Below are 24,536 nucleotides of genomic sequence, written 5' to 3'. Positions count from 1 at the left end.
GACCCACTGCCTTTTTATCACTGAATATGAACTAACCTTTCACCGAACCAATCATCACCCCCTTGACGAAGTATTTTTGCAGAAACGGATACACAAGGAGGATTGGTACGGTGGAAACAAGGATCGTTGTAAATTTCAAGGCATCATCAACGACCAAATTATCGCCGCCTACGCTGGATACGTTAGCTGAGTTGATTTGCCCCTGCAAGACGATATTGCGTAGAACAACTTGGAGTGGGAACATATCCTGATTCCGCAGGTAGAGTAAGGCAGAATAAAAGTTATTCCAGATACCGACGGCATAGAAAAGTCCGATGGTCGCAAGCACCGCTTTGGAAAGCGGCAGCACGAGCCGAAAGAAAATACCGAGATCGGTTAATCCGTCCATTTTACCCGATTCTTCCAACTCTTTGGGCATTGCAGAGAAAAAAGTTCGCATCACGATGAGATTCCATGTACTGACGGCCGTAGGCAGCACCATGGACCATAAGCTATCTACTAATCCGTAGCTTTTGACCACGAGAAAGGTAGGAATCATGCCTCCGCTGAAAAACATCGTAAACACAATAAGCAGAGTAAACAGCTTGTGATGCGGCAACTCCTTTTTAGAAATCGCGAACGCGCCCATGGCTGTCATAATGAGTGATACCAAGGTGCCGACTAGCACATATTGAATGGTATTAATATAAGCGGAGGAAATACGCGGATCGTGTAAGACGATTTTGTACATCTCCACGTTGAATCCTTTAGGCCAAAGCGTAACCTCACCTTTTAGAATAGAAGCACTATCGCTAAACGAGACGGCCAACATATACACAAAGGGGTACAGCGTTGCGGCGACCACCCCAAGCAGCACCAGGATGATCAGCATATCTGTCACACCAAATTTCGTTTTCATAAGCGTACCTCCCTTCTACCACAAGCTAGTTTCGCCCGTTTTTCGACTGATCCAGTTGGCGGAGTATATGAACACTAAACTGACGATCCCTGTAAACAAATCAATGGCCGTCGCATAGCTGTAGTTGCCCTGACCAATCCCTGTCCGGTACACATAGGTGCTAATAATATCAGCCGTTTCATAGATGGCAGGATTATAGAGCAGAAACACTTTTTCAAACCCGATATCGAGGACGTGCCCCACATTCAGAATAAAGACAATCACAATAGCCGGCGTAATTCCGGGGAGCGTGACACTCGTTATCTTCTTCCATCTGTTTGCGCCATCCATTTCCGCCGCTTCATACAGCTGTGGATCAATTGACGTCAAGGCCGCTAGATAAATGATGGTCTCCCAGCCGACATGCTGCCAGATTTCCGAAATGACATAGACCGAGCGGAACATATCTGGCATTACCATGAAGTTAATCGGTTCAAAGCCAAAGACTTGAATCAGGTGGTTAACGATACCGCTGGAAGGCGAAAGGAACATAAGTACCATGCTCGCCGCCACCACATTGGATATAAAATGAGGCAAATAACTGACCGTTTGTACGAATCGTTTGAAGAACGCGTGCCTTGCTTCATTTAGCAGGAGCGCCAATAGAATCGGTGCAAGAAAACCGAAGATTAGCCGGTAGACCCCGAGCATGAACGTGTTGTAAATAAGCTTAAAAAAGTCGGGATTCTCCCAAAACAGCTTATAATACTTCAATCCGACCCATTCACTTGCCCAGACACCTTTAAACAAATTGTAATTTTTAAAAGAAATGACCAAGCCGAACATAGGAACGTACTTGAAAAGTAAATAAAACAGCAAGGTAGGCAGAAAGAGAAGAAATAAATATTTCCCTCGTTTCCACTGCTTCAGATAGGTACTTCTTTTCGACCGGAGATTCGCTTGCGAAACAGTCTTCTGTGTCGTGGCGGCCGATGGGTTCGTACGCAATAGTCATCTCTCCTTTTTCTCCATGTGGGTTGCGCCCTCTGGTTATTGAGGCTCTGTATCGACAAGCCCATCGTATCGGAAAAATGCCGTGCCGACTATCCACTTCCTTATCGACTCATTCGCAAATTTCTCAAAATCGAGAATAATAATAAGAATCGTAAAAATTCATATAAGGAATTGTAAATATTTTCTCACACCAGAAATTTCACCATGCTATAATTTCCACATACTACTGGCTAGCGAAAGGAGACGACTATGCAAACCGCCTATGTCCCTAGAAAAAGATACAGCACGTCCTTGTTCTACCGACTATTGATCAGTTTCATTATCATCATTTTGCTGCTCGTATCCTTTAATGTAGCCTCCTTTACCTTCTTCCGAAGCAGCATTCGGGAAGAAATCATTAAGAACAGCTCTCTGAATCTCGATACGACTGTAGCCAGCTATGAGAAAAACATTTCGTTAATTAAAAGCCTTCTAGTCAGCCTATACTTCAACACCCATACCGAAGCGCTCAAAAATAACCCCGAGAAGCTCGACTTTATTATTTCAAGTCAGGTGCAACGCGAGCTGCAAAATGTGTTAGCGAACAATCAGCTTTCTTTGTATAACATCATTTACTACTTTCCGAACCGTGACTTCGTTATTGATAAAGATGGATCCCGTGATGCGCAAATGATGTTCAGCAAATTCTATACGTCCCCCACTTATCCTGAGCAGTTCTGGGCAACGGAAACCGGCAAATCCTCGCTCTCCTTCCGGGTGTACCCTTCTGCGGAATTCCAAGAACGTACAAGCTTCTCTACGAGAAGTTTTGGGAGTTTTAATCCCGTTCTTTTCAAAAGCGCCGCAACAGACAACTTATCCATCATAGCCTTGCTAGACAGCGATCAAATGTTTGAGGCCTTCAGCCATTTTCAAGCCGATTCCGACTTCTACATTTTAGATGACGCTGGAGGCACAACGTATGCTGTATCCAGTCGCAAGGATCCACTGCATTTAAAGCCGCATACCGGTAGTTCCGGTTATTATTTGGAAGGCACCAATTATTATTTCTACAAGCAGGGGTCAGTGACCGGGAACACCTATGTGTTGATCGTGCCTTTCGCTACGATTTCCGAACAGTTCTTTAAGCTAAATGTGTTTATGGTTGGACTGATATTCCTTTCCATTATCATCGGAGTCGGCATGTCCATTCTCTTTGCCAAGCGGTTTAACAACCCGCTCACCACCATCATCAGTTCCATTCAACAAATGGATCGTCACCAAAGTGCTCCCTTTGTCAGTCCAATTCGCGAGTTCAATGTCATTAGCCAGAAGCTGCATGATTTGTTTCTAACCAATGAAACGATTAACCGCGACTTACTAAGTAAAAATTCCTTGCTCAAGCATTACGCCTACTTAAATAAGGTGAAAATGATTCACACCGATATTGAGGACGCAAAAATATCCATTGACTCCGATAAGCCCTACGTCATCGTTCTCTACCAGCTGATGTACATCGACAACCAGCTAGCCGCCATGGACATGGATCCTAATCGTGCTTCGTATTACATTAAGGAATTCGTTCAATCGCAGTTTATTCAGGCCTATAAAGACGCCTTGACCTTCCAAATTGAGAAAGATCAAATTCTGACGATTATTTTTACCAACGATTCCGAGCTTTCCGTATTAGATAATCTATTAATTGATATCAAAAAAATATTTGAGCTAGATGCTTCCTATTGTTCCGTCACCATTGCCGTGAGCCCTGTCCATGACAATGCTTTTATTTTCAACGAAGCTTTCGAAAACACGCTGCTGTTAGCCAAACAACGGAAGCTTGGGGAAGGTGTCCAAATCATTCGGGAAAAGGAAACACTGCCTCCGGATCTCTGGTTCACAACGGCTAATATGAAAGAATTTACCGCGAATTTGACTTCGGGTAACCCATCCATCACGATTCCTATCGTTTCAAAAACGTTAGAGCTCGCCGTCAAACGAGGCGCTTCCTACGCGCAAATCCATGACCTTGCCAAGGAAATCGTCAACTTAATTATTAAAACGCTCTATTCCAGCCATAATCCGATCTCCTTGCTCGATGACAAGCGGAGTCCGGCGGATATTCTCAAGAATTGCCGCACACTTGAGCAATTTCAGCAATTTTTCAAAGAAATCCTAACGCAGTCCGCCTCGGATATTCGTCAGAAGAAAGAAGCGACCGACCACATTACCAGTTTTGTAACGAATTACGTTAATGAGCATTTCGGCAGCGATCTATCGCTGGACTTACTAGCTGATAAGTTGAACATTACAGGGGCTTACTTATCCACCTATTTCAAAGAAAAAACAGACACTAACTTTAGCGATTATGTGAATACGGTTCGTATGAATAAAGCGATGGAGCTGCTGGAGAAGACCGACCTCAAGATCCAAGACGTCTCCACGCTTGTCGGCTATTACACAATTGCTTCCTTTAACCGCATGTTTAAAAAGCATACAGGCATTACACCGAGCGAGTTCAGGCGAGCTCGATTTCAATGAAAAAGGACGATCCCCACCGAATCGCTTCGGCGGATCGTCCTTTTCTCTACCTAAGCTGCGATGCAGCTTAGTTCGTCATCGCGCTGTAATGCGCAGCCAGCTTGGTCGGCGTTAGCTCATAATCGTACACGGCGACTTTGCCGATTGCGCCTTGGAAGTACGACGCGAGATCTCGCGTGGCGATTCGCATTGGAGCTGTGCCGTTTCCAGGCACGATGCTGTAATCCGACAGCTTATCTTGGTCGCGCAGGACGCCATTTTTGAACACTTTGGTATAGCCTGTTGTGTACGTGGAGTTGGTATTTACGGTATTTATCACCAAAGTGTAGTGAATCCATTGACCGGTGGTCACCGTATCCTGGAAGTAGGAGCCTGCGCCTAGGCCCCCGCTCAAATTAAATGAATACCCGCTGATGCGGTTTGGACGGTTTTCGGTGTTTGTCTGATTGTACATTCTAGCCACCCAAGAATGCTGTCCAGACGTCCCTTTCCCCATCCAATGCACATAGCCGCTGCTCTCATAATTCGTAAATTGCAGCGTATCCGGCCGCATCCAAGCTTCTACGGTCAAGATGCCTGTGCGCGTAACCTCCAGATAGTCGTTATCCGGAATTGTAAAATATTGATTCGTCCCGTTGAATACCGGTGCTGCGTCCCCATTCGGCATCGTCGTGTTCGTTGGGCTTCCGGTAAAGGTGCCGTTCATACCGTTACCGGATTGATCGGTCGTTACCGTGGTGGATAAAGGCCAATATCCAACGGGGTTGTCAGCTAGTACAGCCGTGTCGTAGGTGGAGGTTGCCTGTACGGACGAAGAAAAATTGAAGCAGGCGGAAAGCAGAATAGCTGTCATCATCGTGGCTGTAAGCTTGGACATTCGGAATGAAAAAGGGTTTCTCATTGTCAATCGTCTCCTCTCCTATTGGCAAATCACTTGCTCCGTTACACCTGCGCTAGTTATACCCGTTACGCGCTGAACTTGGTCGTCAGCCGTTCCACTTCCCTCCCTCCACCGCCGTTATTCTCATCTTATCGGGTAGAGGCTTACTTCAAAATGACTTCGTTTTGGGATGATGATGAAATCTTAATCCAGCCAAACAATTCGTCATAATCGATAAAAGTGTGAAGCATTTTTATCTACGGTATCACTGCGCCTGCGGAGATGACGGGTTTTACCAATACCAAAACCACTTCGGAATGAGAAAACAGTCTTCATGCCCTTAAACTTATTTAAGTTTAGAAGCTTTAGCGCATCCTTCTGTGCGCAATGATTCCATCATCGTCGCTTCCTTATCTTTAATCCCTCAGGGGGTTGGCATGTTGCTTGTAAGGCCCCTAATCGGGAAAATGATTGACCGTATCGGTGCCAAAATTGTTGTCATCATCTCGATCGTAATTTCTTTAGTCGGGACAATTCCTTTTACTTGGTTTGATCAACATACGAGTTATTGGATGATAGTCAATCAGTTGAAAGTTACGACTCCGGATGTTTCCCATTTGGCATCTGCCTATCAAGCCGGTTTCTTAACAGCGAGCATCCTCATGGTCATCATGATCGTTCCTTCCCTATTTTTAATGCTTCCAAGGTTGCTGCGAAGCAGTAAAAAGAAAATGGCGTACAATCTCGTTTCTGAGATCGTACGCCATTTGATAGCCCTGCATTCAGTAAGCAGCTGTTCATTCCTCAAAGTATTTATGTCTAATACAGAAATATGCCGGCCTTTCTCCTTCTTGTTCCACTAGTGAGAAGTCGAGTAACTCTTTAACTATTTTCCTTATTGTTACTGCCGACTTTTCAAACATTTCAGCTAAGTCACTCACAGTCAGGCCACTACTAGAATCAAAGAAATGATTTTGGGCCAAAACAAACATAATATCTTTATGATTTTTCGTTAAACCCTGCAACTTTGGCTCATCGTCTAACTTCTTCAATGCCATATTTAGCAACAGACTTTTTTCTTTCAATTCTGTATTCATCTGCTTAAGTGCTTCAATAATGATTTCTAGAAACGTTTCAATAAAACTATTCATTTCCCCTCTGCTTCTAATACTATTGGAAATTTCAAAAGCCTCAAGGTATTTAGTTTTATACTTATTACATCCTCTAGATAAAGATAATGTAGAGATATTTCCTAGATCCTTTGACAAGTACATACTACTAATAAATCTAGAAGTTCTTCCGTTTCCGTCATAAAAAGGATGTATGTAACCAAAATAATAATGGCTAACTGCCACTTTTATTAAATTAGGTATGTCAGAATCATTATTTATGAAGTTTAGTAATCTCTCGGTAAGACTAATTATTTCTGATTCTGGTGTAATCCCTTGATGAACAACCTTACCACTACCTGATTTTTTCATAAAAATATAAGTAGTTTCTTTTCTAAAAATCTCCCCATCAGGAAGTTCCTGCGAGTCAATTTCACCTTGTGTAATATCATCATATATTTTTCTAATATCTTTTGAGGTTTGAGGAAACTCAAAATCATCGAGCAGACGGAAGTATGATTTTATCATACTCTCGAATCTCTTCTTTGACTTTTTATTAAACATTACGTCCTTAGTGCTTCTAACAATTTGTTCTCTACTACTTCTTATTCCCTCTAACTGGTTTGTATTATACAATTCCTCCGAGATACACTCGATAATAAATTGTTTCTGTGCTACTTTCGGCAGATTTCCAAAGGTATTGTTAAACTCTCTCGAAATTATGCAAAGGTCACTAATCATCCTAATCATTTTGTTTGTCGGTACATAATATAATTCATAAAAAAGTAGACTGATCCATAGGTTTGATATGCATTCCAAACCTCACGTTAGAATGATAGTTAAATCTCTCCTCATAAATTTTATTAAATCCACTAGCGCTAGTTTCATGGAAGATCTTATGTATATGTCTCATCTATTCACCGCCGATTTACTATTTACAAGTAATTTTTACACACTAAATCGGTGTTGTCTAGTTCTATGTATAAAATTATTTATATTTTTACACTTAGATTCTACTTATTAGATACAATTAATCCAATACTTTTATATTTGCACCACAAATACAACGTCCATTCCCATTCATCTTAACTTTCACATCTCTCTTGCACGATGGACATACAACCTTCATCATTAACACCTCTATATAAAAAGTATTATTAGTCTTAACATAAGAAGAAATCTATATACCCAAATAATATTTCCCCTCATATTAGGGGAATTTACTTTATACATATGCATGATTGCGGAAATTATTTATAACAAATTACTTGCGGATTAGTTCCCAAACATGTGATAGTTCCAATAAAAGTACAAAAGGACTGCTCTCGGCAGTCCTTTACACGGTAATATTTATTCAAAACCACAATTTGTCGTCCCCATATCTTATCACACTTGAAACCTTAATATTGTCCTTTAATCACGAAGAATGAACCTCGAATCGTCCCCGCAAGTTTGGACTTTTGTCTAGCAAATTTAAACTTCTTCTCTTCCAATTCCTTAGGTACTTCCATCCCCTCAGAAAGCTTAAAACCAACAGCCCGCTTCTTAGGGTCATCAACCGTATACATGACATTGATCCCCAGACCATCCTCATAAAAGACATACGTAAATTGGATGTTTTCCACTTGAAAACGAGACGTTTCTAACGGCTTGGCCGCAAACTCAATGCCACGTTCTTCTTTCAGAATTCGGTTTGCATACTCCAGAGCCTCCTGACTCTCCCTAGCCGGTACAACTGTAAATTCATGCTTATATTTGTTCATAAAATAACGGGCTTCATTCGCGCGTAAACCAGCAAGCGCTTCAACTACAGGTGATGACTCTAAACCAACTGTAGACACATTTTTAAAATCAACGATCTGTGACATGTTCATCCCTCCCATGACCTCGCTTATTTACCAACAACAGGAACCCAAACTTCACCATAGACGAGTCCGTCTTGCTGACCCATCTCAACCGTTGCATTGGGCCCGCCAACATAGGCGAAATCTTGGGCTTCTGGCAAAACTTGACCAAAGGCAATACCAGTAAGTCTATTACTCAACTCTTCCGCTGTCTTTCCTTCGCCTTTAACAACGAGGTATTGTCCCCTAGGGAATTGAATCATCCTGTGTTCTTCTGGAACCGTTGCTCCTGTCATGACCCCGGCATAATACATCATCTTGTGATTTACCGCTTCATTTACTGCAAAAATGTAGTCGTTTGTAGCAATCGATTTTAAAGTGTTAAGCCTTCCGTCTTGCTCTACGGCCCGCCAAAAGTTCTCTTTCTCCTTGTTGATACCAACATAATCTGTGTAATTGCTCTTCAGCTCCGTACCAATACCTAGAACGATAAAGCTGTCTTTTTCCTCAAGGGTATACATTGTCATAATGAACTCTCCTCTTTTCAAATGGATGATTTGTTTTTCTACTTGATAGGTTTATAATAACGATAAACCATGTCAAAATATGATACTGTTTAGAGGACCCGATGAAAAAAGTAGAGCGAATTAACATCATCATGCGGTATATCAACAACCGAGCCCACTTTACCATCTCTGAGATTATGCAGGAATTTCTTATCTCTCGTTCAACAGCCATTAGAGACATCAGAGAAATTGAGTCGATGGGAATGCCGCTTGTCGCTGAAGTCGGGAGAGACGGGGGTTATTTTGTCATGAAAAATTCCGTCCTACCAACTGTCCGTTTCACCGATAATGAGATAAAAGCCTTGTTTATTGCCTTCATGGCCACTAGAAATCAACAACTCCCCTATCTCAAGAGTCGCCACTCTTTAGCCGAAAAATTACTCGGACTCATCTCCGAAAACCAGCAAGATGATCTTGTTCTGTTAAATCAAATCTTGCTATTTGAGGGAACCAACCCTCACAATCCCGACCTGCTTGATCTGTCAGATCTGCCCCATCCTATGCTAGAACAGCTTATCCAAATCATTATTATGGAAAGCTACTTCATAGTTTCCGTCGAAATAGCAAATGAAATAAAGACTTATCCCATTTATCTCTTGCACTTATATCGTGAAAAAAGTTCTTGGCAAATTGAAGGCTTTGACCTAGAGGAAGAGAAGCGGCGGGTTATTCCAGTCGACAATCTCACCGATGTTACACCTTACACTGGGAAAAAGAGAATAACCAAGAAGAAAATTCTAGAACAACTGAGCAAACAGGAAAAAGTCTTCAACCTCATCCTTGAACTTGGTCCAAATGCGATTGCTCAGTTCAAAAAATACCATCCGTTAAACATGTCAATTGCATACACGAATCCTTATCAGTCTACGGGTATTATAAAAACTTTCATCCATGTTCATCACTCCGATGAATTGGCCGATATCACAAATTGGCTGCTTTTCTTAGGTGAAGATATCACGATTAGGGAAATGCCTAAAGAGATTATGGAAGGTTTACGGGAAAGATTGGTTCTTTTGGGGAATACGTAAAAATGCCATAATCTAAATGCAGACCCTCTTCTATCCGTTCGTATACGGTTATGAAGTGGGTCTTTTGGCGCATAAAGGGATTTGTAAAAATTTGTCGGCAACGAAAGGATGTATGCATAATTTTGTCGAATCTATAGGTATACATGAAAATTTTGGGTTATTCCCCCAAGAGGTGCGCATATGAAGCGTTTTCAATTAATCTTATTACTACTCACATTAGGCGGAGCTGCCTTCTTGGCATTGCTCTTGTATCCCAATTTAAGCTCATCGGAGAATTCCACCAATACTCCAATAAGCACCTGGGAAGTGCAATGGATTCCTGTGGGAGCTCCAGAAGAGGCCCTACCTGACATAGGCGGAGAGTGGCTGTCTGCCACGGCTGAGCACCCGTTCGATGCCATTCCCGAAGGGAATGTCGGGGCATGGATTCACCTGACGGTTCCCCCGACGTCCAACCTTTCCAAACCCGGGTTGTATATTGAACGTCTATACGCCATGAACGTAATGGTTTATGAGAAAGGCAGGCCCGTCTATCAGGTCAATCACAACTTTGACTTCGAGCGCACCCTTCTCCAACTGCCGCTTGATCATACTGAGATAACTAGCGATCTCTATCTACGGCTCACGGCAAAGGAACGGGCAGGCATCAGCAGTGCTGTCCAGCTTGGTGAGCTTCCCGAAAACTCCCGGCAAGCTGTCCGCAAGGAACTGCCTAACTTGTTGCTGGGGGGAGGATTCGTTTTCCTGTCATTCTTGATGCTTCTCTGCTCCTGGTACCTAAACCGGTCCCAACGCAGCACCGCCTTGGCGTTGACCCTATTCGTCATGTGCAGCGGCATCCTAATCATGACCTACTCGGCTATGCCTTACTACTATTTTCCTGAGCTTGGACACGTTTTCGTATTTCTATTTGATACGTCTATTTATATTTTGTTTCCTGCTCTGCTGTACTTCGTCATCCATATATTTGAAGGTCGGTACCCATGGTTTAAGCGGGTGTTCCGCTGGCTCGTCGTTTATTATTTGATTAGCTTCTGCATAATGGTATTGTACAAAATCATCGGAACTCCCTTGTATTCTCTTTACGGGTTTCTGACCTTCTGGCTGGGTGCACCGCTCATTATCGGACAATTAATTCTCGTCAGCGTCCTCGCCTTTCGGAACGCCATGCGGAATCCGCTTTCCCGGATCCTCTCCCTGGGTATTCTGAGCTTTACCCTTTGTAGTGTGGCAGATCTCTCGCTGATGTACGCGATAGATACACTTCGTATATTCAGTTTTTGGAAGCTTGGCATCATCATTCTGATCGGTTCCCTGGTGATAATCCTGAACCGCCGCATTGCATCTGACTATGCCCGGCTCCTATCCTACTCCAAGGAGCTAGAGCTTTACAACCACCAACTGCAACGGACGGAGAAAATGGAGATCATCAGCGAACTGGCCGCATCCATTGCTCATGAGGTGCGCAACCCGCTTCAGGTCACAAGAGGCTTTTTACAGCTACTCTCTGGAAAATCAGTGGATCACGACAAGTCCTACTTTAGCTTAGCCATTCAGGAGCTGGATCGAGCGTCAAGCATCATAACGGACTTCCTGACCTTTGCGAAACCGGAGCTGGATACCCTGGTAGAGCTGAATTTGCAGCATGAACTCGCACAGATCGAAACCATGATGACGCCGCTGATCTTGCTGAACAATGGTGAGATGGAGGTCCACGTGCCCGAACCTCAAATCATTCTGGGCAACTCCTCCAAGTTCAAACAAGCATTGATCAACATCATCAAGAATAGTATCGAGGCCATTCAAGAAAATGGCCACATTACCATCAACGCTTGGGCCGAGGAGGGAATCGCAGTCATCCGCATTGTAGACAATGGCGAAGGCATGGAGCCGGAGCAGATCGCGAAACTAGGAGAACCTTACTTCTCAACGAAATCCAAAGGAACCGGCCTTGGCCTGATGGTTACCTTTCGTATCATCGAAGTCATGGAGGGCACCTTAGAATTCTACAGTGAAAAAGGAAAAGGAACCGAAGCCATCGTCCGATTCCCTCTCGTTTCCAACCCTAGTTCCAAGAAAACTTCACTTCTGCCCCAGTAGATTTCAATTGATCCATTTCCTCTGGTTGCGGGGGAATGACCAACGCATAATGAGCAGGTGTTTCTGCCAGTACACTTAGCTCAATATCTTCAGGAACTTCAATGCCGAAGTCCTGCTTCAACGCACTACGTGGATCTGCCAACAAGCGCGCCTTGAAATCGGCGTCTTCCCAAGCTTTCTGAATAATCTTCACTCTCAATGCATCCGTGGACATGACAACACAACCCTTCAAAATTTAGGATATCCTTCCTTTTCATAATACCATGGAACTAGATCTTTTGTACCATTGTTTTCCATTTGTAGACAAATAAATTTCAAATTCGCCATCATTCAACAAATCCAGGTGCCCTCATAGTTACACAGGAAAGGAACCGAAGCCATCGCTGGTTCTTTTCCTGTTTTACTCAAGCTCCAAGCAATGAACATAGGCGTACATATTGTACTACACCTGAAACCGGCTCACGCCATCATCTAGCTCGCCAGCGAGTGAACGGAGCTGACGAGCGGCTCTGGCGACTTCTTCGACGGAGGCAAGCTGCTCCTCTGACGCCGCGGCCACTTGCTGTGAGTGGCTGGAAGCTGCTTCAGCGTTGCGTCCTGATTCCTCAAGTGAAGCGGCAATCTGCTCGCTGCAAGCGGACATTTGCTCGGAAGCGGCGGATACTTCCTGCACCTGCTCCGATACTTGCTTCACCGATTCCAGAATGGCGCGGAACGATTTACCGGATGTTCCGGCAAGCTCCGTGCCGATGCGCGCCTGTCTGGCGGATGTGGACAAGGCCTCGCTGACTTCGCCGGCCTGGGAGCTAATGGCATGCAGAATAGCGGCGATTTCCTCCGAGGACTCTTTGGAGCGCTCGGCCAGCTTGCGAATTTCTTGAGCGACGACAGCGAAGCCTTTACCATGCTCGCCGGCTCTGGCCGCTTCAATGGAAGCGTTCAAGGCAAGCAGATTCGTCTGGTTGGCGACATCGGCAATGTGATTAAGAATGTCGCCGATTTTACTGTTGGACGCATTGAGCTCCTCCATTGTTGCCGCCGCTTGAACGACTTGATCCTCGATCGTCTGCATCTGATCCACGGTGCGGTTGATAACCTGTTCGCCATTTACGGCTTGCTCCGTCGTCTCCATAGCCAAGTCCGAGACCGACGACGATGATTCCGCGATGCGTTGAATGCCGACGGCCATCTCAGTCATTGCCCGCAGGCATTCGTCCATGCTTACCAACTGCGTGGAAGCGCCTTCCGCCACCTGTTGGATAGCCAGCGTGATTTCGTTGGTGGCCATAGCCGTTTGGCCAGCGGTTTCTTTCAGATTGCCGGAAGAAGAGGCGACTTCGCCGGCGGTTTGTTTAATATGGACCGTCAAGGTGCGCAGGCTGCCGATCATTTCGTTGAATGAGCTTGCCGCCTGACCGATTTCATTCTCTCCGAATGCGGGCACCGTGACAGTTAGGTTGCCTTGAGCGGCAATTGCAGCCGTTTGCGCGAGCAAGCGGAGCGGCCGGACGACAAGGCGGACGAGCACCAGAACAAGCGCAATAGCTAGCAGAGTGACGAGCAAGCCGATACCAATGGCTTTGGCCAGAATGAGATGTATTCGATTCTGCACTTTCCCATAATCGTAGTCCAGCCCGATCACGGCGATTGTTTCGCCTTTCGCGTCGACGATCGGCGACACGTAAGAAATCCAGGTGCCATATGCATCTTTGTACGTAGCCGAAAGGGAAGCTTGTCCTTTAACCGCTTGTTTGATCGCATCCAGCAACACGTCTGGAGGGCGAACTTCACTGCCGATGTTTACGCCTGCGACGGCGAGCTCCTTACTGGCCAGCACGTTGGGCACGTAAGTGCCGTCAGCTTTAGCTATGGAGACGGTTGATAATAAATAAGCATTGGTCATGATATCCTTATCCGTCATGCTATCGAGCATGAACTGTAAGGTTTGCACATCGTTATCCGGCGTGGGCCCCTTGGTATTGACAGCTTGTGTGAGCAGTCCAATATGGTTAAGATTAGCTTGTGCTTGAGCGCTGAGCTTGCTTCCGAGGTCGATAAACTCGTCATACGCGGCGTTCTTCTGCGTGTTGTAGAGGAGAAAAGCCATGATCCCGATGATAAGTAAAAAAACGAGAGACAGAATCAGTGAGCTGCTGAACAGGAGACTTTTTCGTTTGAACCAGCGTAACAAAACATACACCTCTTCGTTATCTAAGATAGGTCATCATAAATCTCTTCAAATTCTTCTTCCAAGAAGAATTCGTGGTAGGCACAGCCATTCCAATATCACAAACATTATAATATTGCATGGAGATGATCAAACAAGAGATTATTAACTCAGTGTACAGATTTATTTAACAACTGTTATCCCCACTCTCCGCTTTACCACTATTTCAAAATGTTCGTAACGATTCGATTATTATTGCTGCATTTTTCTTAATCCCTCAGGGAGTAGGCATGCTGCATGGGGCTAAGCTGTCCAAGCTTGCTGTGAAGCAAAATTAAACGCAAAAGGGCGCCCTATTGGACGCCCCTTCCGTCATAACTACAGCAATTTAATCAGCTCTTCTAACTCTTCCACCAATACTTTTGCCAGTTCAAAATTAGTATCTTTTAAAGCCAGTTCGATTTTCATTTCAACTGCTTTTTTATTTTGTTCTTTTTCTAGATAGTCTCTATCAAAATGGCTCGCATAAATCATCTGTCTAAATTTGCGCATACTCATCTTTCTAATCGTCTTATCATCAATGATTAACACATAATCCATCCCATTAACGACAGAATAGAAATCATGAGAAATCATGAGAATCGCACCTTTATAGTCCGTAATGGCTTTCTCCAGAGCTACTTGTGTGTAAGTATCTAAATGGCTTGTCGGTTCATCAAGTAGCAGCAGATTTGCTTTACTAGCAGAAACTTTAGCCAATTGAAGTATATTTTTTTCTCCACCAGATAAAGATGCTATCTTTTGATCAACGATTTCTCCTTCAAAGCCATAGTTTAAAAGATACGATCTTACCTCATCATACGTTTGAAACCCGGCATCGATGAATTCTTCTAGGATTGTATTCGAATCTTTGAGTACTTCACCTTGATTCTGAGATAAATAAGCCACTTTAACATCAGCGTTTATTTCAATTGAAGCATGGTTATTATTAAAAATATCTCGGAGTAAAGTCGTTTTTCCGGTACCATTTGGACCTATAATGGCTACTTTATCTGTGGATTTTATTTCAAAGTTAACCTTGTCTAAAAGCAACTCATCAAACGTAACACTGTAATTATTGACAGTTACAACGATGGTGTCTTCCAGTTCATTTTCAATGTCAAAGCTAATTTGGGGTTGCTTAATATCAACAAAAGGCGCTTTAATTCTACGCGCTTCCAATCTCTCTTGAAACCTAACTCTAGCTTTTAACGCTCTACCTCTAGAGGCTTCTGAATTATAAGTTGCGATAGCTCTAAGATTATCAATAATGTTATCGTATCTCTCAATTTCTTCTTGTTCAGCGACTGCGATTTCTTGCAGCTCAATTTTTGTCTGAAGTAATGAGAAGTTGTATTCGATATATCGCCCATCAAACTCTTGGATTTCCTTATTTTCAAGGTGTAGAATTTTGTTGAAACAGTGATTCAATAGATATCGGTTGTGCGTAACAACTAGCAGTATGCCTTTGTGAGAATTAATCAGATTCTTAAGTGCATTTAAATTTTCAAAGTCTAAAAATACATCGGGTTCGTCCATTATCAATACGTCAGGACTACTAAGCATTTCCTTCATCACTTGAATCAGTTTGACTTCCCCGCCACTCAGGTCGGATACCCTAAGATCTTTGAGCTTCATGAGGTGGGCTAGATTTAGTTTCTTATTAATGTTACTTTCAAAATCAGCCCCGCCGATGGTATCAAATGTGTCTAAAGCCAACTGATACTTTTCTAATAACGCATCCATATCCGATGATGTTTCCATCTCCGTACAGATAGCTGTTATTTCATCTTGTATTTTAATAAATTCTTCCCCTAAATATTCAAAAACAGTTATTTCTTTCGTTTTGTCGAATTGTGGAAATTGACTAACATGCCTAATATTACAAGTCGGGTCTATTTCTAATTTGCCCTCGAACAAATATCTTTCTGGATCCATCAGTATATCAATTAATGTACTTTTCCCACTGCCACTTGTACCTATAAAAGCGCAATGTTGTGCCTCTTCAAGCGTAAATGAAACGTTTGTATATAATTCTTTTTGCGGAAATGAGAAGGATAAGTTATCAACTTTTATCATCGTATTACCTTTCTTTTTAACTAAAATGGTGACTATTATTTAGATGTATTTCAGCATATAGTTTTTGAGTATACCGTTGTAAGAGTAACACTGTTTATAACCAACTTCAATGGGGTCAAATTTCCATGCTACTTTTTTCAAATAGGGCCGAATGATCTCGTTGAAAGAGCTATTCTAAAACCAAGATCATCTATTTTAAAATCGGGCATGCTTTTCCTTCTACTCGTAGAACCACAATTGTTCTCGATCTCAGCCCAACTGCCACCGCGGAAGACTCTATAGTTCCCATATCGTTGCGTATCATATAGGTCCCAGCACCACTCCCAGACGTTCCCAATCATATCGAAAAGCCCCCATGGATTAGGAAGTAATTGTCCCACTTGTTGAGCTGATCCATTAGCGTTTCCTTGATACCATGCAATTTGATCAATTCCTGCATACCGATGTCCCGCGGTACCCGCTTTGCACGCATATTGCCATTCAGCATCTGATAGTAATCGAAAGCCATTCGCTGACTTGTTATATATCGTGTTCACACTTTCACTTGCGATGGTGTAGCATTCAGTCTTCCCAAGCATTCTAGACAATTCATTACAAAAAACAATCGCATCCAGCCACGAAACGCCGGTAATTGGTAGATTATTCGAAATTAATTCTATTTCTTCTTCGTTCATTACAAAATGATACAACTGCTGTGTTACTGGATACTTCATTACATAGAAAAGTTCAATCGTCTCCGTTCTTGTAATAACCTTTTTATGGCCTCCAGGATTCGATAACTTGTAATCAGAACTTACCCATTTATCCGTATTAACATAATCGCGTAATTCAACGGTTCCTTCCTTTACTGGCACCATCATATTCATTAATTCGATTAAAATAGGTTCTCTGTCACTTCCGTACTTTTGGATTGGCATGATAACCACCCGCTTATCTCCGTATGAACGGCAAGTTTTGATGTTTAGTAAGCTTGTTTCTATTGTTCAATAAACCGGCACGTTATCATAATCCCCAAATCGCGTCTCGTCAAGAGATAATGTGCGAATGTGCGACATTGCGGGAGATCCCCCTTATGCTTTCTAAATAAGAATGATATTGCAGGTATGCGGGGTGTTATCGCTTTTTCCAATTCATCCGGTGTCACGTAAAATATTCTTCAGACCGATGAGGAATAAGGAAGGGAGATCTGCATGAACAGCGTGGAAAAAATTAAGTTTTTGCTCCTTTATGGCAAAGCGCCTGAGGCTACTTGTTACGGGTATATGGAGCTGAATCGGGATGGCCATATGATCTCGCTCTACAATAGTTCCGGCGAGGAAATCGATATGTTTGGCGGGCATGAATTTGTTAGGGTACGGGCGCTTGGCAAATTCGATAATGAAGACCGTGATCATTTTTACTCTTTGTTAGAAAGTGATGGTGTGGGATAACCTGCATGACAGACAGGTGAAAATTCGGTGTCAAGCGCCCATCAAGATGCTTCATACCCATCGCGCCTAAGTAGAAAATATTGTATATTTAAGTAAATATCTTAAGAAGCTTGAACGCTTCTTTGGAAGAGGTTGCACATATGGGTGATTTCAAGAGCGTGTACTGCCAAGGATGCTGGCAACAAATGAAGGTGCCGATCTTTATTCGCAGCCCGATATCTATTCCTTTTCGCATTATGGGAATAAAACCTAGCCGAATGCATCCAAATCTATGCACGATTTGTGAATCTATGTTTACAAGGGTTAAGAAAAACAAACAGATCGAAATCCAGGCCACCGTCATGTTTGCCGACTTAAGGGGCTATACCCGTCTATCGGAACATGCCGATCCAGCTGATATTGCACGGTTGTTAGAGAAATTTTATGATGAATGCGCGCCGGCGATTTGGAAGAGAGATGGTATTATTAATAAAATGATCGGTGACGCGGTGCTTTCTATATTTAATTTCCCCTTGGAGCGGCACGATCACGTCCATCAGGCTGTCATGGCCGCCATAGAGATCCAAAGGAAATGTAGAGATATGCAGTCCGAATTTTCAGCTATATCAGGCGTGGATGCCCCGGTGAAGATCGGGATTGGCATTCATACAGGTACGGCCTCAATAGGCGAATTTGGCACAGCTTATAAGGATTTCACGATTATTGGGTCTGTTGTCAATAAAGCTTCCCGAATTCAAGGCGCAGCCCAAAACGGGGAAATCTTAATATCAGACGATGCCTATCACTGCATCAAAGCCGATTATCCACATTTGGAACCCCATACTTATAACCTGAAGGGTATTGATCAACCCGTTGTTGCCTACGCTGTTCCGTTGTAATGTAACCTAGCCGGTATTAAACTGACACATATTGCTATGCGCGGCAAGTTTTGAGGCCATCCTATTGAGGATGGCCTCTGTCTATTTTAGAAGACAAAGTTCATTGTTTGATTAAGTTGCGGCATTAACGCTTACGATTGGTGTGATACAAGGTGCTTGGTGTACGGTTCTAGTACATACAGAAGTTGCTCAACAGCTTCCTGCACACTGCAAGGCATCGAGTTATGGATCCACCACTCCAATACGCCAATAAACCCGGAAGTCAAAAAATGAGTGGTCACATCATTTGAAAGTGCGCTGTTTCCTGACTTTATGCCGACAACCTCGGTTACTGTTTGCGCAATGATGGCATATAAGCGGTTGCGAAAAAATCCAACTCCCTCATAGCTAAGAAGTAACTTGTAAATGGTAAAATTTTTCTCCAAATATTCAAATACGCTTTGAAATGCGCTTACGCTTAGAATGGTATCAGCACTATTGGCACAGTGATGTAACAGCAACTCCACATATGTTTCAATACACTTATCAAGTAAGTCGAATTTATCTACGTAATGTAGATAAACCGTCCCTCGGTTTATGTTTGCACGTTCGGCAATGTCGTTGATCGTTATTTTCTCAAATCCTTTTTCAGCCAATAGGTCGATAAAAGTATTCATAATTGAGTGTCTTGTTTTTTGTATTCTTCTATCCACTGAATTCCCCTCCAGCTATTCAACAAATTAGCGCAATGTGTTGAGTTCTCAACAGTCGAAGCAAATGTAACTATTGCAACTGCCTCCACAAATCAATACGCTAAAAGTATCAAACATTTGTTGAAAATTCAACATTCGTTTAGTAAGGAGGAAGATTTATGAAAATACTCTTTTTCGGTCGTGGTGCTGTTGGAACACAATACGCTTGGGCGTTTGAAAAAGCTGGCCATACCGTTGAGTTTTATGTTCGTGAAGGTAGGAAGGCGCACTATGGCTCACATGTAAACTTAGAATTATGGGATGCAAGGCGGAGCAAAAAAGAACGGCTAGTCAAAGAAAAATGGCCTATTGTAACACACGAGGAAATAAAGGAAGATCACGAATATGACCTCATTTTCTTGAGTGTTAACCCCGAGCAAGTATCCAGTGCGGTAACGTACCTTGCGCCAAGAGTTGGACAGGCAACTGTTCTGTTTTTCAATAACTTTTGGCAAGATCCTCAATCAGCTGTTCATCCGATTCCGCTCAGTCAAGTTGTTTTCGGCTTCCCCGGCGGTGGCGGTGGATTTGAAGGAAACAATCTCTACGGCGGTGTTTACAAGACAGTTCAATTTGGAACATTTGAATCTAAGCCTAGCCAAAGAGATTTAGAGGTTCGCCAGCTTTTTGCTGAAACAGGCTTCAAGATAATGGTTCAAAAGGATCCTCGAAGCTGGTTCTGGAACCACTTCGCATTCAACGTTGCAATGGAAGTCGAAGTTTTGAAAAGCGGAAGTTTTAAAAACGTAGTTTCTTCACCCGAAGCACTCATTGGAATTGCTCGTAATATGAAAGAAATGATCCCTGTTTTGAAGGCAAAAGGCTCCAAGCATGATGTTATGACAAGAGTGGTAGGCTCCCTACCACCGAGAGTTGTTGGATTTCTTTTGAGCGTTATATTTTCACCTAAAAGCATGCCTTATGCACTTCTGGCGCATAACCACTTTAAGGTTGGTTACGCCGTACAGGAAGTTATATCGGAAGCTCGCAGGCACGGCATAAAGGCACCGCGACTTTTCGCTGTAGAACACCTAATTACAGAATAGGGATACCCACGGTATTGGTAAAAATCATTTTCTGTCTAGGGTTCCTCGCGCTCATTTATAAAATCGCTGTTATTTATGGTAGGGTTCACCGCGTTGACTGTAACGGCAAGTTTTTATACATTCCGACTTTCTTCTTAAAAGCATTGACTTTCCCGTTATTTAGTAAAGCCCTTCACATCATTGTGGAGGGCCCTTTCTTTAAAGATGCATACCTACGAGCCTTGAATATTGTCACGTTTCTCTAAAATAGATGCCTGATTTTCGGCTACAGAAGTCGTAAGCGCAGGGTATAATAAACTTATTCTTAATTTGTAGGTGTCAATATGATCGATAACCAGGAACGTAAAGCGGAATATTATAAAGCACTTGTTGAGAAAAAATCTGAATACGAAGGCGTCTTCTATGTAGGCGTCACGTCCACCGGTGTGTTTTGTCGACCGACTTGTCCGGCTAGAAAACCAAAGTACACTAACTGCGAATTCTACGAGACAGCACAGCAGGCACTTCTAGCTTCCTTCCGTCCCTGTCAGCGTTGCCGCCCCTTGTCACATCCGAATCAAGTCTCGGATATCGTCCGATTCCTCGTCGAGGCGGTTGAGCAGAACCCAGAGAAGCGCTGGAAGGGGCATGATTTCAGGGCTTTGTCTATCGACGAATCTACTGCACGCCGTCAGTTCAAGAAGCGCTTTGGTATGACATTCGTTGAATACGCCAGATCCCGTCGAATGGGACTAGCCTTGAAGAGTATCCGATCGGGGGAAAAAATTATTAACACGCAATTAGCTTCAGGTTACGATTCCAGCAGTGGATTCAGAGACGCATTTTCTCGCATCATGGGCGCGCCTCCTACACGTCTGGACGATAGCCGAATTCTCAAAGCAGCGTGGCTAGACACGATGCTTGGCCCTATGGTAGCCATAGCGGACGAAAGCGAGCTGTATCTCTTGGAGTTCGTAGACCGCAGAGGATTAGAAAGCGAAGTTGCGCGGCTAAGGAAAAGAATGAAAGCGGCAATTATTCCCGGACAGACAGTAGCTATTCAATCGATAGAACGAGAACTCACTCAATATTTCGAAGGTACGTTAACCGAATGGAAGACTCCACTACATCCGATAGGATCACCTTTTCAGCAAAGCGTGTGGGATCAATTAAGACAAATCCCGCCAGGGGAAACACGTTCCTACGCTGACATCGCGCTGGCACTTGGCAAACCGACTGCTTATCGCGCGGTAGCGCAAGCGAACGGCGCCAATCAATTGGCGATCGTCATTCCCTGTCACCGTGTGATCAACTCCAGCGGTGCGCTCGGTGGATATGGAGGAGGCAGCGCACGCAAAGAATGGTTTCTAAATCATGAGAAAAGAGGGGTTTCGAACAAATGAAAAATCAACTTGAGCAAGCAAAAGAATTTCACGAATTGCATAGAAGCGGCAGCCCGCTCATTCTCGTCAACGCATGGGATGCCGGAAGCGCACGAACCGTTCAACAAGCCGGTGCTCAGGCCATTGCTACCGGTAGCTGGTCAGTAGCGGCTGCGCATGGGTACGACGACGGCGAGGCGCTCCCTTTCGACCTTGTTCTATCGAATCTTCAGCGGATTTATAATAACGTGGATCTGCCCATTACGATTGATATAGAAGGCGGTTATGGTCGGTCTCCACAAATCGTCAAGGAGAACGTGTTAAAGATTATCGAGTGCGGAGCAGTAGGTATCAATATCGAAGATCAGTGGATTGATGGATCTCAACTTTATTCCGCAGAAGAGCACGCCTTGCGTATCGCAGCTGTGCGAGATGCCGTCCAACATACGTCGATTCCTCTTTTCATCAACGCTCGCACCGATATATTCTTCCAAACCTCTGCAAGTGAACACAATGAAGCACATATAGAAGCTGCCCTCCAAAGGGCACTCGTCTATGCGGAAGCTGGCGCCCACGGGTTCTTTGTCCCAGGTCTGTGCAACGAAAAGCTCATCGAGCACTTGTGCCAACAATCTCCAATTCCCGTTAACGTGATGATCTCCCCGGAGTCGCCATCTCTTCAAAGATTGGCCGCATTAGGTGTTGCTCGCATCAGCTATGGTCCGCATCCATACTTGCAGTTAATGAATGCTCTAAAACAAGCCAGCAGTAGAGCTTTAGCTTTACAGGAATTTTAACTTGCCCTTATTTGTGATACGGTTCCCCCCGATTTATCCGCATCGCGCGATAAATCTGCTCCACTAGCACCAGCCGCATCAGCTGGTGCGGCAGCGTCATGCGGCCGAAGCTCAGCCGCATATCCGCACGGCGCAGCAGCTCGCTGGACAGCCCCAGCGAGCCGCCTATAACAAAAGCCACCTGGCTCCGCCCGTAGGTGGCCAACTTATCGAGCGAGCCCGCCAGCTGCTCGCTCGACCACATCTCGCCGTCGATGGCCAGCGCCACGACGTACACATCTTGGCGCAGCGCAGCCAGCAGCCGCGCGCCCTCACGATCCCGAACCTGCTGCTCCTCAGCAGGGCTCATGTTCTCCGGTGCCTTCTCATCCGGCACCTCCACAATGCTGATCTTGGCATACGGGCCAAGACGCTTTACGTACTCCGCGATCCCGTCCACGAGATAGCGCTCTTTTAATTTACCAACGGTCAGTATCTGTATCTGCATAACGTTTCGTTCCCCTTTTTTATCTCAATCTTTTATCCATTCATTCTTTCTTATTTATCGATTCATTCTTTCTCAGATAATCGTTCATTCTTTTTTTTTATTCATTTCCTCCCATCATACCATTCGAAGTATATACGCACCAATAGCACCTGTTAACGCCAAAAAAGCCCAGAGTTATACCAACTCCAGGCCCAGGCTCCCTACTCATTCTCATTTAATTCGAAACGATTAATTTCGGGTCCGTTTTCCAGAACCGCTCAAGGGCCATGACCACGACAGTGGCAATTAATAGCCCGTTACCAAACGCATACTGCATCACTACAGGAAGTTCAGGCATAGGTGATGCCGCAATAATGGTGAAGCCGGCACCGACGAGAATTCCCATTCCCAGAATCGTCAGCTGGCGCTGTGTCTGAACGACGCGCGATAAGGAGGAGAATGAGTTACTGGTCATCTGCACGAAGGTTGCTAACGAGACTGCACTAGCTACGGACGTAGGCAACTGCGCAAGGAAATGAACGATCGAAGGAACAAGAGCAATTGCCGAGAGCGCCAAGCAGGCGATGACGAACGGCATTCTTCTCGTTTGCCCCGTCATTTTGATAAAACTCGCCGTAACGGGAAGCGAAACGACACCTACAGCGGAAAATATAGCCGAAAGCCCATGAGATACGCCTGCAATTAGGCTCCCCCGGTTGTAGACATCCTTGCCAGGGAGTTCCTTCCGCGGGACGGCCTGTTGGCCCGCTGTAATAGCGGCAACAAGATTTGAAACAAGGATCAGCGTAAATAGCGCAGCCGTTAAAGCCATGCCTGGATTCAACTGAGGTAATCCCCATGCCCATATATCGGGAAGTTTGATCCATGCACCAGAGGCTGAACCTGCACTAGAGCCTCCTCCGACGACTAATGCTTGAAGCACCCAACCCCCGGTAATTCCCAGTAGTACGGCATAGTTACGCGTCCATCCCTTCCCTTTTACATTCAGGAACACTACGCCACTGAATACCACGAATGAGATCAGAATCGTTCCATAATCTATGGCACCTTGCCCTGCTTTCAAGCCGAACATGCCTTTCAGAAATACACCACTTAGCTGCAAAGACAAGATGAACAAGAATAAATTCGTAACAAGCGGTGTAAATAAGTTGAGGAGTTTATAAAAAAGACCTGTAATGCCCAGTAACAACAACAGCACACCGGCCATTAGCAGCCCGCCTTCTAGAACCTGCAGCACTTCTTTGGCAGTGTGACCTTGGTTTGCGGAAATACCGGCCATCATGACAAACACGCTTACCCATGAACCCGCTGGACCATCCACGATCGGAAACCGATGCCCAAGTACTGCTTGCAGCATGGAACTGAGTCCCACTACGAAAAATGTACGCTGCATCAACGAGGCAATCTCATCCTGAGACAAATGAAACAGACCGCCAATTACGATAGGAAGTGCCACGGAACTAGCGATCATAAAAATAAACCATTGTAGAACATGTAAATACGAATTGGAATGATACTTTCGAAGCATAAAGGCTCCCCCTTTTCTATCGGCTTCTATGGTATCATATCGATAAGCATACGAATAA

General features: G+C 44.2%; 22 protein-coding genes. 9 read left to right on the top strand and 13 right to left on the bottom strand.

The features are described from left to right. Positions 1-31: 31 nt before the first annotated feature. Complete coding sequence (locus tag J2736_RS17710) at positions 32-898, bottom strand: carbohydrate ABC transporter permease (RefSeq protein ID WP_310499920.1); 867 nt, start codon at positions 896-898, stop codon at positions 32-34. Positions 899-913: 15 nt separating this feature from the next. Further along, a complete protein-coding gene (locus J2736_RS17705; protein WP_310500098.1) occupies positions 914-1,807 on the bottom strand; it encodes an ABC transporter permease in 894 nt (297 codons plus the stop codon). A 333-nt stretch (positions 1,808-2,140) separates the two neighbouring features. Between J2736_RS17705 and J2736_RS17700 the strand changes: the two genes are divergently transcribed. Continuing rightward, positions 2,141-4,408, top strand: a complete 2,268-nt coding sequence (locus J2736_RS17700) for a helix-turn-helix domain-containing protein (protein ID WP_310499919.1) — start codon at positions 2,141-2,143, stop codon at positions 4,406-4,408. Positions 4,409-4,475: 67 nt separating this feature from the next. Here the strand turns inward: J2736_RS17700 and J2736_RS17695 are convergent, their stop codons facing one another. Further along, positions 4,476-5,309, bottom strand: a complete 834-nt coding sequence (locus J2736_RS17695) for a LamG-like jellyroll fold domain-containing protein (protein WP_310499918.1) — start codon at positions 5,307-5,309, stop codon at positions 4,476-4,478. 416 nt (positions 5,310-5,725) lie between these two features. On the opposite strand from J2736_RS17695, the gene J2736_RS17690 reads away from it, so the two are divergent. Beyond that, positions 5,726-6,151, top strand: coding sequence for a hypothetical protein (locus J2736_RS17690; RefSeq protein WP_310499917.1), 426 nt, complete (start codon positions 5,726-5,728; stop codon positions 6,149-6,151). Here the strand turns inward: J2736_RS17690 and J2736_RS17685 are convergent. From J2736_RS17685 to J2736_RS17675, 3 genes are all read right to left on the bottom strand, one after another. After that, on the bottom strand, positions 6,086-6,925 hold the full coding sequence (locus tag J2736_RS17685; RefSeq protein ID WP_310499916.1) for a Fic family protein: 840 nt from the start codon (positions 6,923-6,925) through the stop codon (positions 6,086-6,088). The genes J2736_RS17690 and J2736_RS17685 overlap by 66 nt on opposite strands. Before the next feature lie 872 nt (positions 6,926-7,797). Next, positions 7,798-8,265, bottom strand: a complete 468-nt coding sequence (locus J2736_RS17680; protein ID WP_310499915.1) for a phage tail protein — start codon at positions 8,263-8,265, stop codon at positions 7,798-7,800. A 23-nt stretch (positions 8,266-8,288) separates the two neighbouring features. Continuing rightward, on the bottom strand, positions 8,289-8,768 hold the full coding sequence (locus J2736_RS17675) for a GyrI-like domain-containing protein (RefSeq protein ID WP_310499914.1): 480 nt from the start codon (positions 8,766-8,768) through the stop codon (positions 8,289-8,291). A 101-nt stretch (positions 8,769-8,869) separates the two neighbouring features. Here J2736_RS17675 and J2736_RS17670 point away from each other — a divergent pair, with 101 nt between their 5' ends. After that, positions 8,870-9,835, top strand: a complete 966-nt coding sequence (locus J2736_RS17670) for a helix-turn-helix transcriptional regulator (RefSeq protein ID WP_310499913.1) — start codon at positions 8,870-8,872, stop codon at positions 9,833-9,835. A 180-nt stretch (positions 9,836-10,015) separates the two neighbouring features. Next, a complete protein-coding gene (locus J2736_RS17665) occupies positions 10,016-11,935 on the top strand; it encodes an ATP-binding protein (protein ID WP_310499912.1) in 1,920 nt (639 codons plus the stop codon). Here the strand turns inward: J2736_RS17665 and J2736_RS17660 are convergent. The 4 genes from J2736_RS17660 to J2736_RS17645 form a co-directional block, all read right to left on the bottom strand. Then, complete coding sequence (locus J2736_RS17660) at positions 11,901-12,149, bottom strand: NHLP leader peptide family RiPP precursor (protein ID WP_310499911.1); 249 nt, start codon at positions 12,147-12,149, stop codon at positions 11,901-11,903. The two genes, J2736_RS17665 and J2736_RS17660, sit on opposite strands and share 35 nt — an antisense overlap. A 228-nt stretch (positions 12,150-12,377) precedes the next feature. Continuing rightward, complete coding sequence (locus tag J2736_RS17655) at positions 12,378-14,126, bottom strand: methyl-accepting chemotaxis protein (protein WP_310499910.1); 1,749 nt, start codon at positions 14,124-14,126, stop codon at positions 12,378-12,380. Positions 14,127-14,480: 354 nt separating this feature from the next. Next, positions 14,481-16,220: an ABC-F family ATP-binding cassette domain-containing protein gene (locus J2736_RS17650; protein ID WP_310499909.1), complete on the bottom strand. Its 1,740-nt coding sequence runs from the start codon at positions 16,218-16,220 to the stop codon at positions 14,481-14,483. A gap of 137 nt (positions 16,221-16,357) precedes the next feature. Beyond that, positions 16,358-17,137 (bottom strand): formylglycine-generating enzyme family protein, encoded by a 780-nt coding sequence (locus J2736_RS17645; RefSeq protein ID WP_310499908.1) that lies wholly within the window; start codon positions 17,135-17,137, stop codon positions 16,358-16,360. Between the two features lie 273 nt (positions 17,138-17,410). Between J2736_RS17645 and J2736_RS17640 the strand changes: the two genes are divergently transcribed. After that, a complete protein-coding gene (locus tag J2736_RS17640; RefSeq protein ID WP_310499907.1) occupies positions 17,411-17,650 on the top strand; it encodes a hypothetical protein in 240 nt (79 codons plus the stop codon). A gap of 140 nt (positions 17,651-17,790) precedes the next feature. Continuing rightward, a complete protein-coding gene (locus J2736_RS17635; protein WP_310499906.1) occupies positions 17,791-18,528 on the top strand; it encodes an adenylate/guanylate cyclase domain-containing protein in 738 nt (245 codons plus the stop codon). A gap of 131 nt (positions 18,529-18,659) precedes the next feature. Here J2736_RS17635 and J2736_RS17630 read toward each other — a convergent pair whose 3' ends face one another. Then, positions 18,660-19,220, bottom strand: a complete 561-nt coding sequence (locus J2736_RS17630) for a TetR/AcrR family transcriptional regulator (RefSeq protein WP_310499905.1) — start codon at positions 19,218-19,220, stop codon at positions 18,660-18,662. A gap of 158 nt (positions 19,221-19,378) precedes the next feature. On the opposite strand from J2736_RS17630, the gene J2736_RS17625 reads away from it, so the two are divergent. The 3 genes from J2736_RS17625 (at position 19,379) to J2736_RS17615 (ending at position 22,463) form a co-directional block, all read left to right on the top strand. Further along, complete coding sequence (locus J2736_RS17625; RefSeq protein WP_310499904.1) at positions 19,379-20,305, top strand: ketopantoate reductase family protein; 927 nt, start codon at positions 19,379-19,381, stop codon at positions 20,303-20,305. 323 nt (positions 20,306-20,628) lie between these two features. Next, the gene (locus J2736_RS17620; RefSeq protein ID WP_310499903.1) at positions 20,629-21,687 is read left to right on the top strand and encodes a bifunctional transcriptional activator/DNA repair enzyme AdaA; all 1,059 of its coding nucleotides are present in this window, start codon (positions 20,629-20,631) and stop codon (positions 21,685-21,687) included. A 35-nt stretch (positions 21,688-21,722) separates the two neighbouring features. Continuing rightward, positions 21,723-22,463 (top strand): isocitrate lyase/PEP mutase family protein, encoded by a 741-nt coding sequence (locus tag J2736_RS17615; protein WP_310499902.1) that lies wholly within the window; start codon positions 21,723-21,725, stop codon positions 22,461-22,463. Positions 22,464-22,470: 7 nt separating this feature from the next. Here J2736_RS17615 and rlmH read toward each other — a convergent pair whose 3' ends face one another. Together rlmH and J2736_RS17605 are read right to left on the bottom strand one after the other, a co-directional pair. Further along, the gene (gene rlmH / locus J2736_RS17610) at positions 22,471-22,950 is read right to left on the bottom strand and encodes a 23S rRNA (pseudouridine(1915)-N(3))-methyltransferase RlmH (RefSeq protein WP_310499901.1); all 480 of its coding nucleotides are present in this window, start codon (positions 22,948-22,950) and stop codon (positions 22,471-22,473) included. A 214-nt stretch (positions 22,951-23,164) separates the two neighbouring features. Beyond that, the gene (locus J2736_RS17605; protein ID WP_310499900.1) at positions 23,165-24,478 is read right to left on the bottom strand and encodes a purine/pyrimidine permease; all 1,314 of its coding nucleotides are present in this window, start codon (positions 24,476-24,478) and stop codon (positions 23,165-23,167) included. Positions 24,479-24,536: the final 58 nt, after the last annotated feature.

Origin of the sequence: Paenibacillus qinlingensis, from assembly GCF_031455095.1 — a bacterium.
In the GTDB taxonomy this organism is placed as follows: Bacteria; Bacillota; Bacilli; order Paenibacillales; family NBRC-103111; genus Paenibacillus_E; species Paenibacillus_E qinlingensis_A.
Note: the sequence above shows the minus strand (reverse complement) of the source record. Positions and strands in the feature narration are given on the sequence as shown.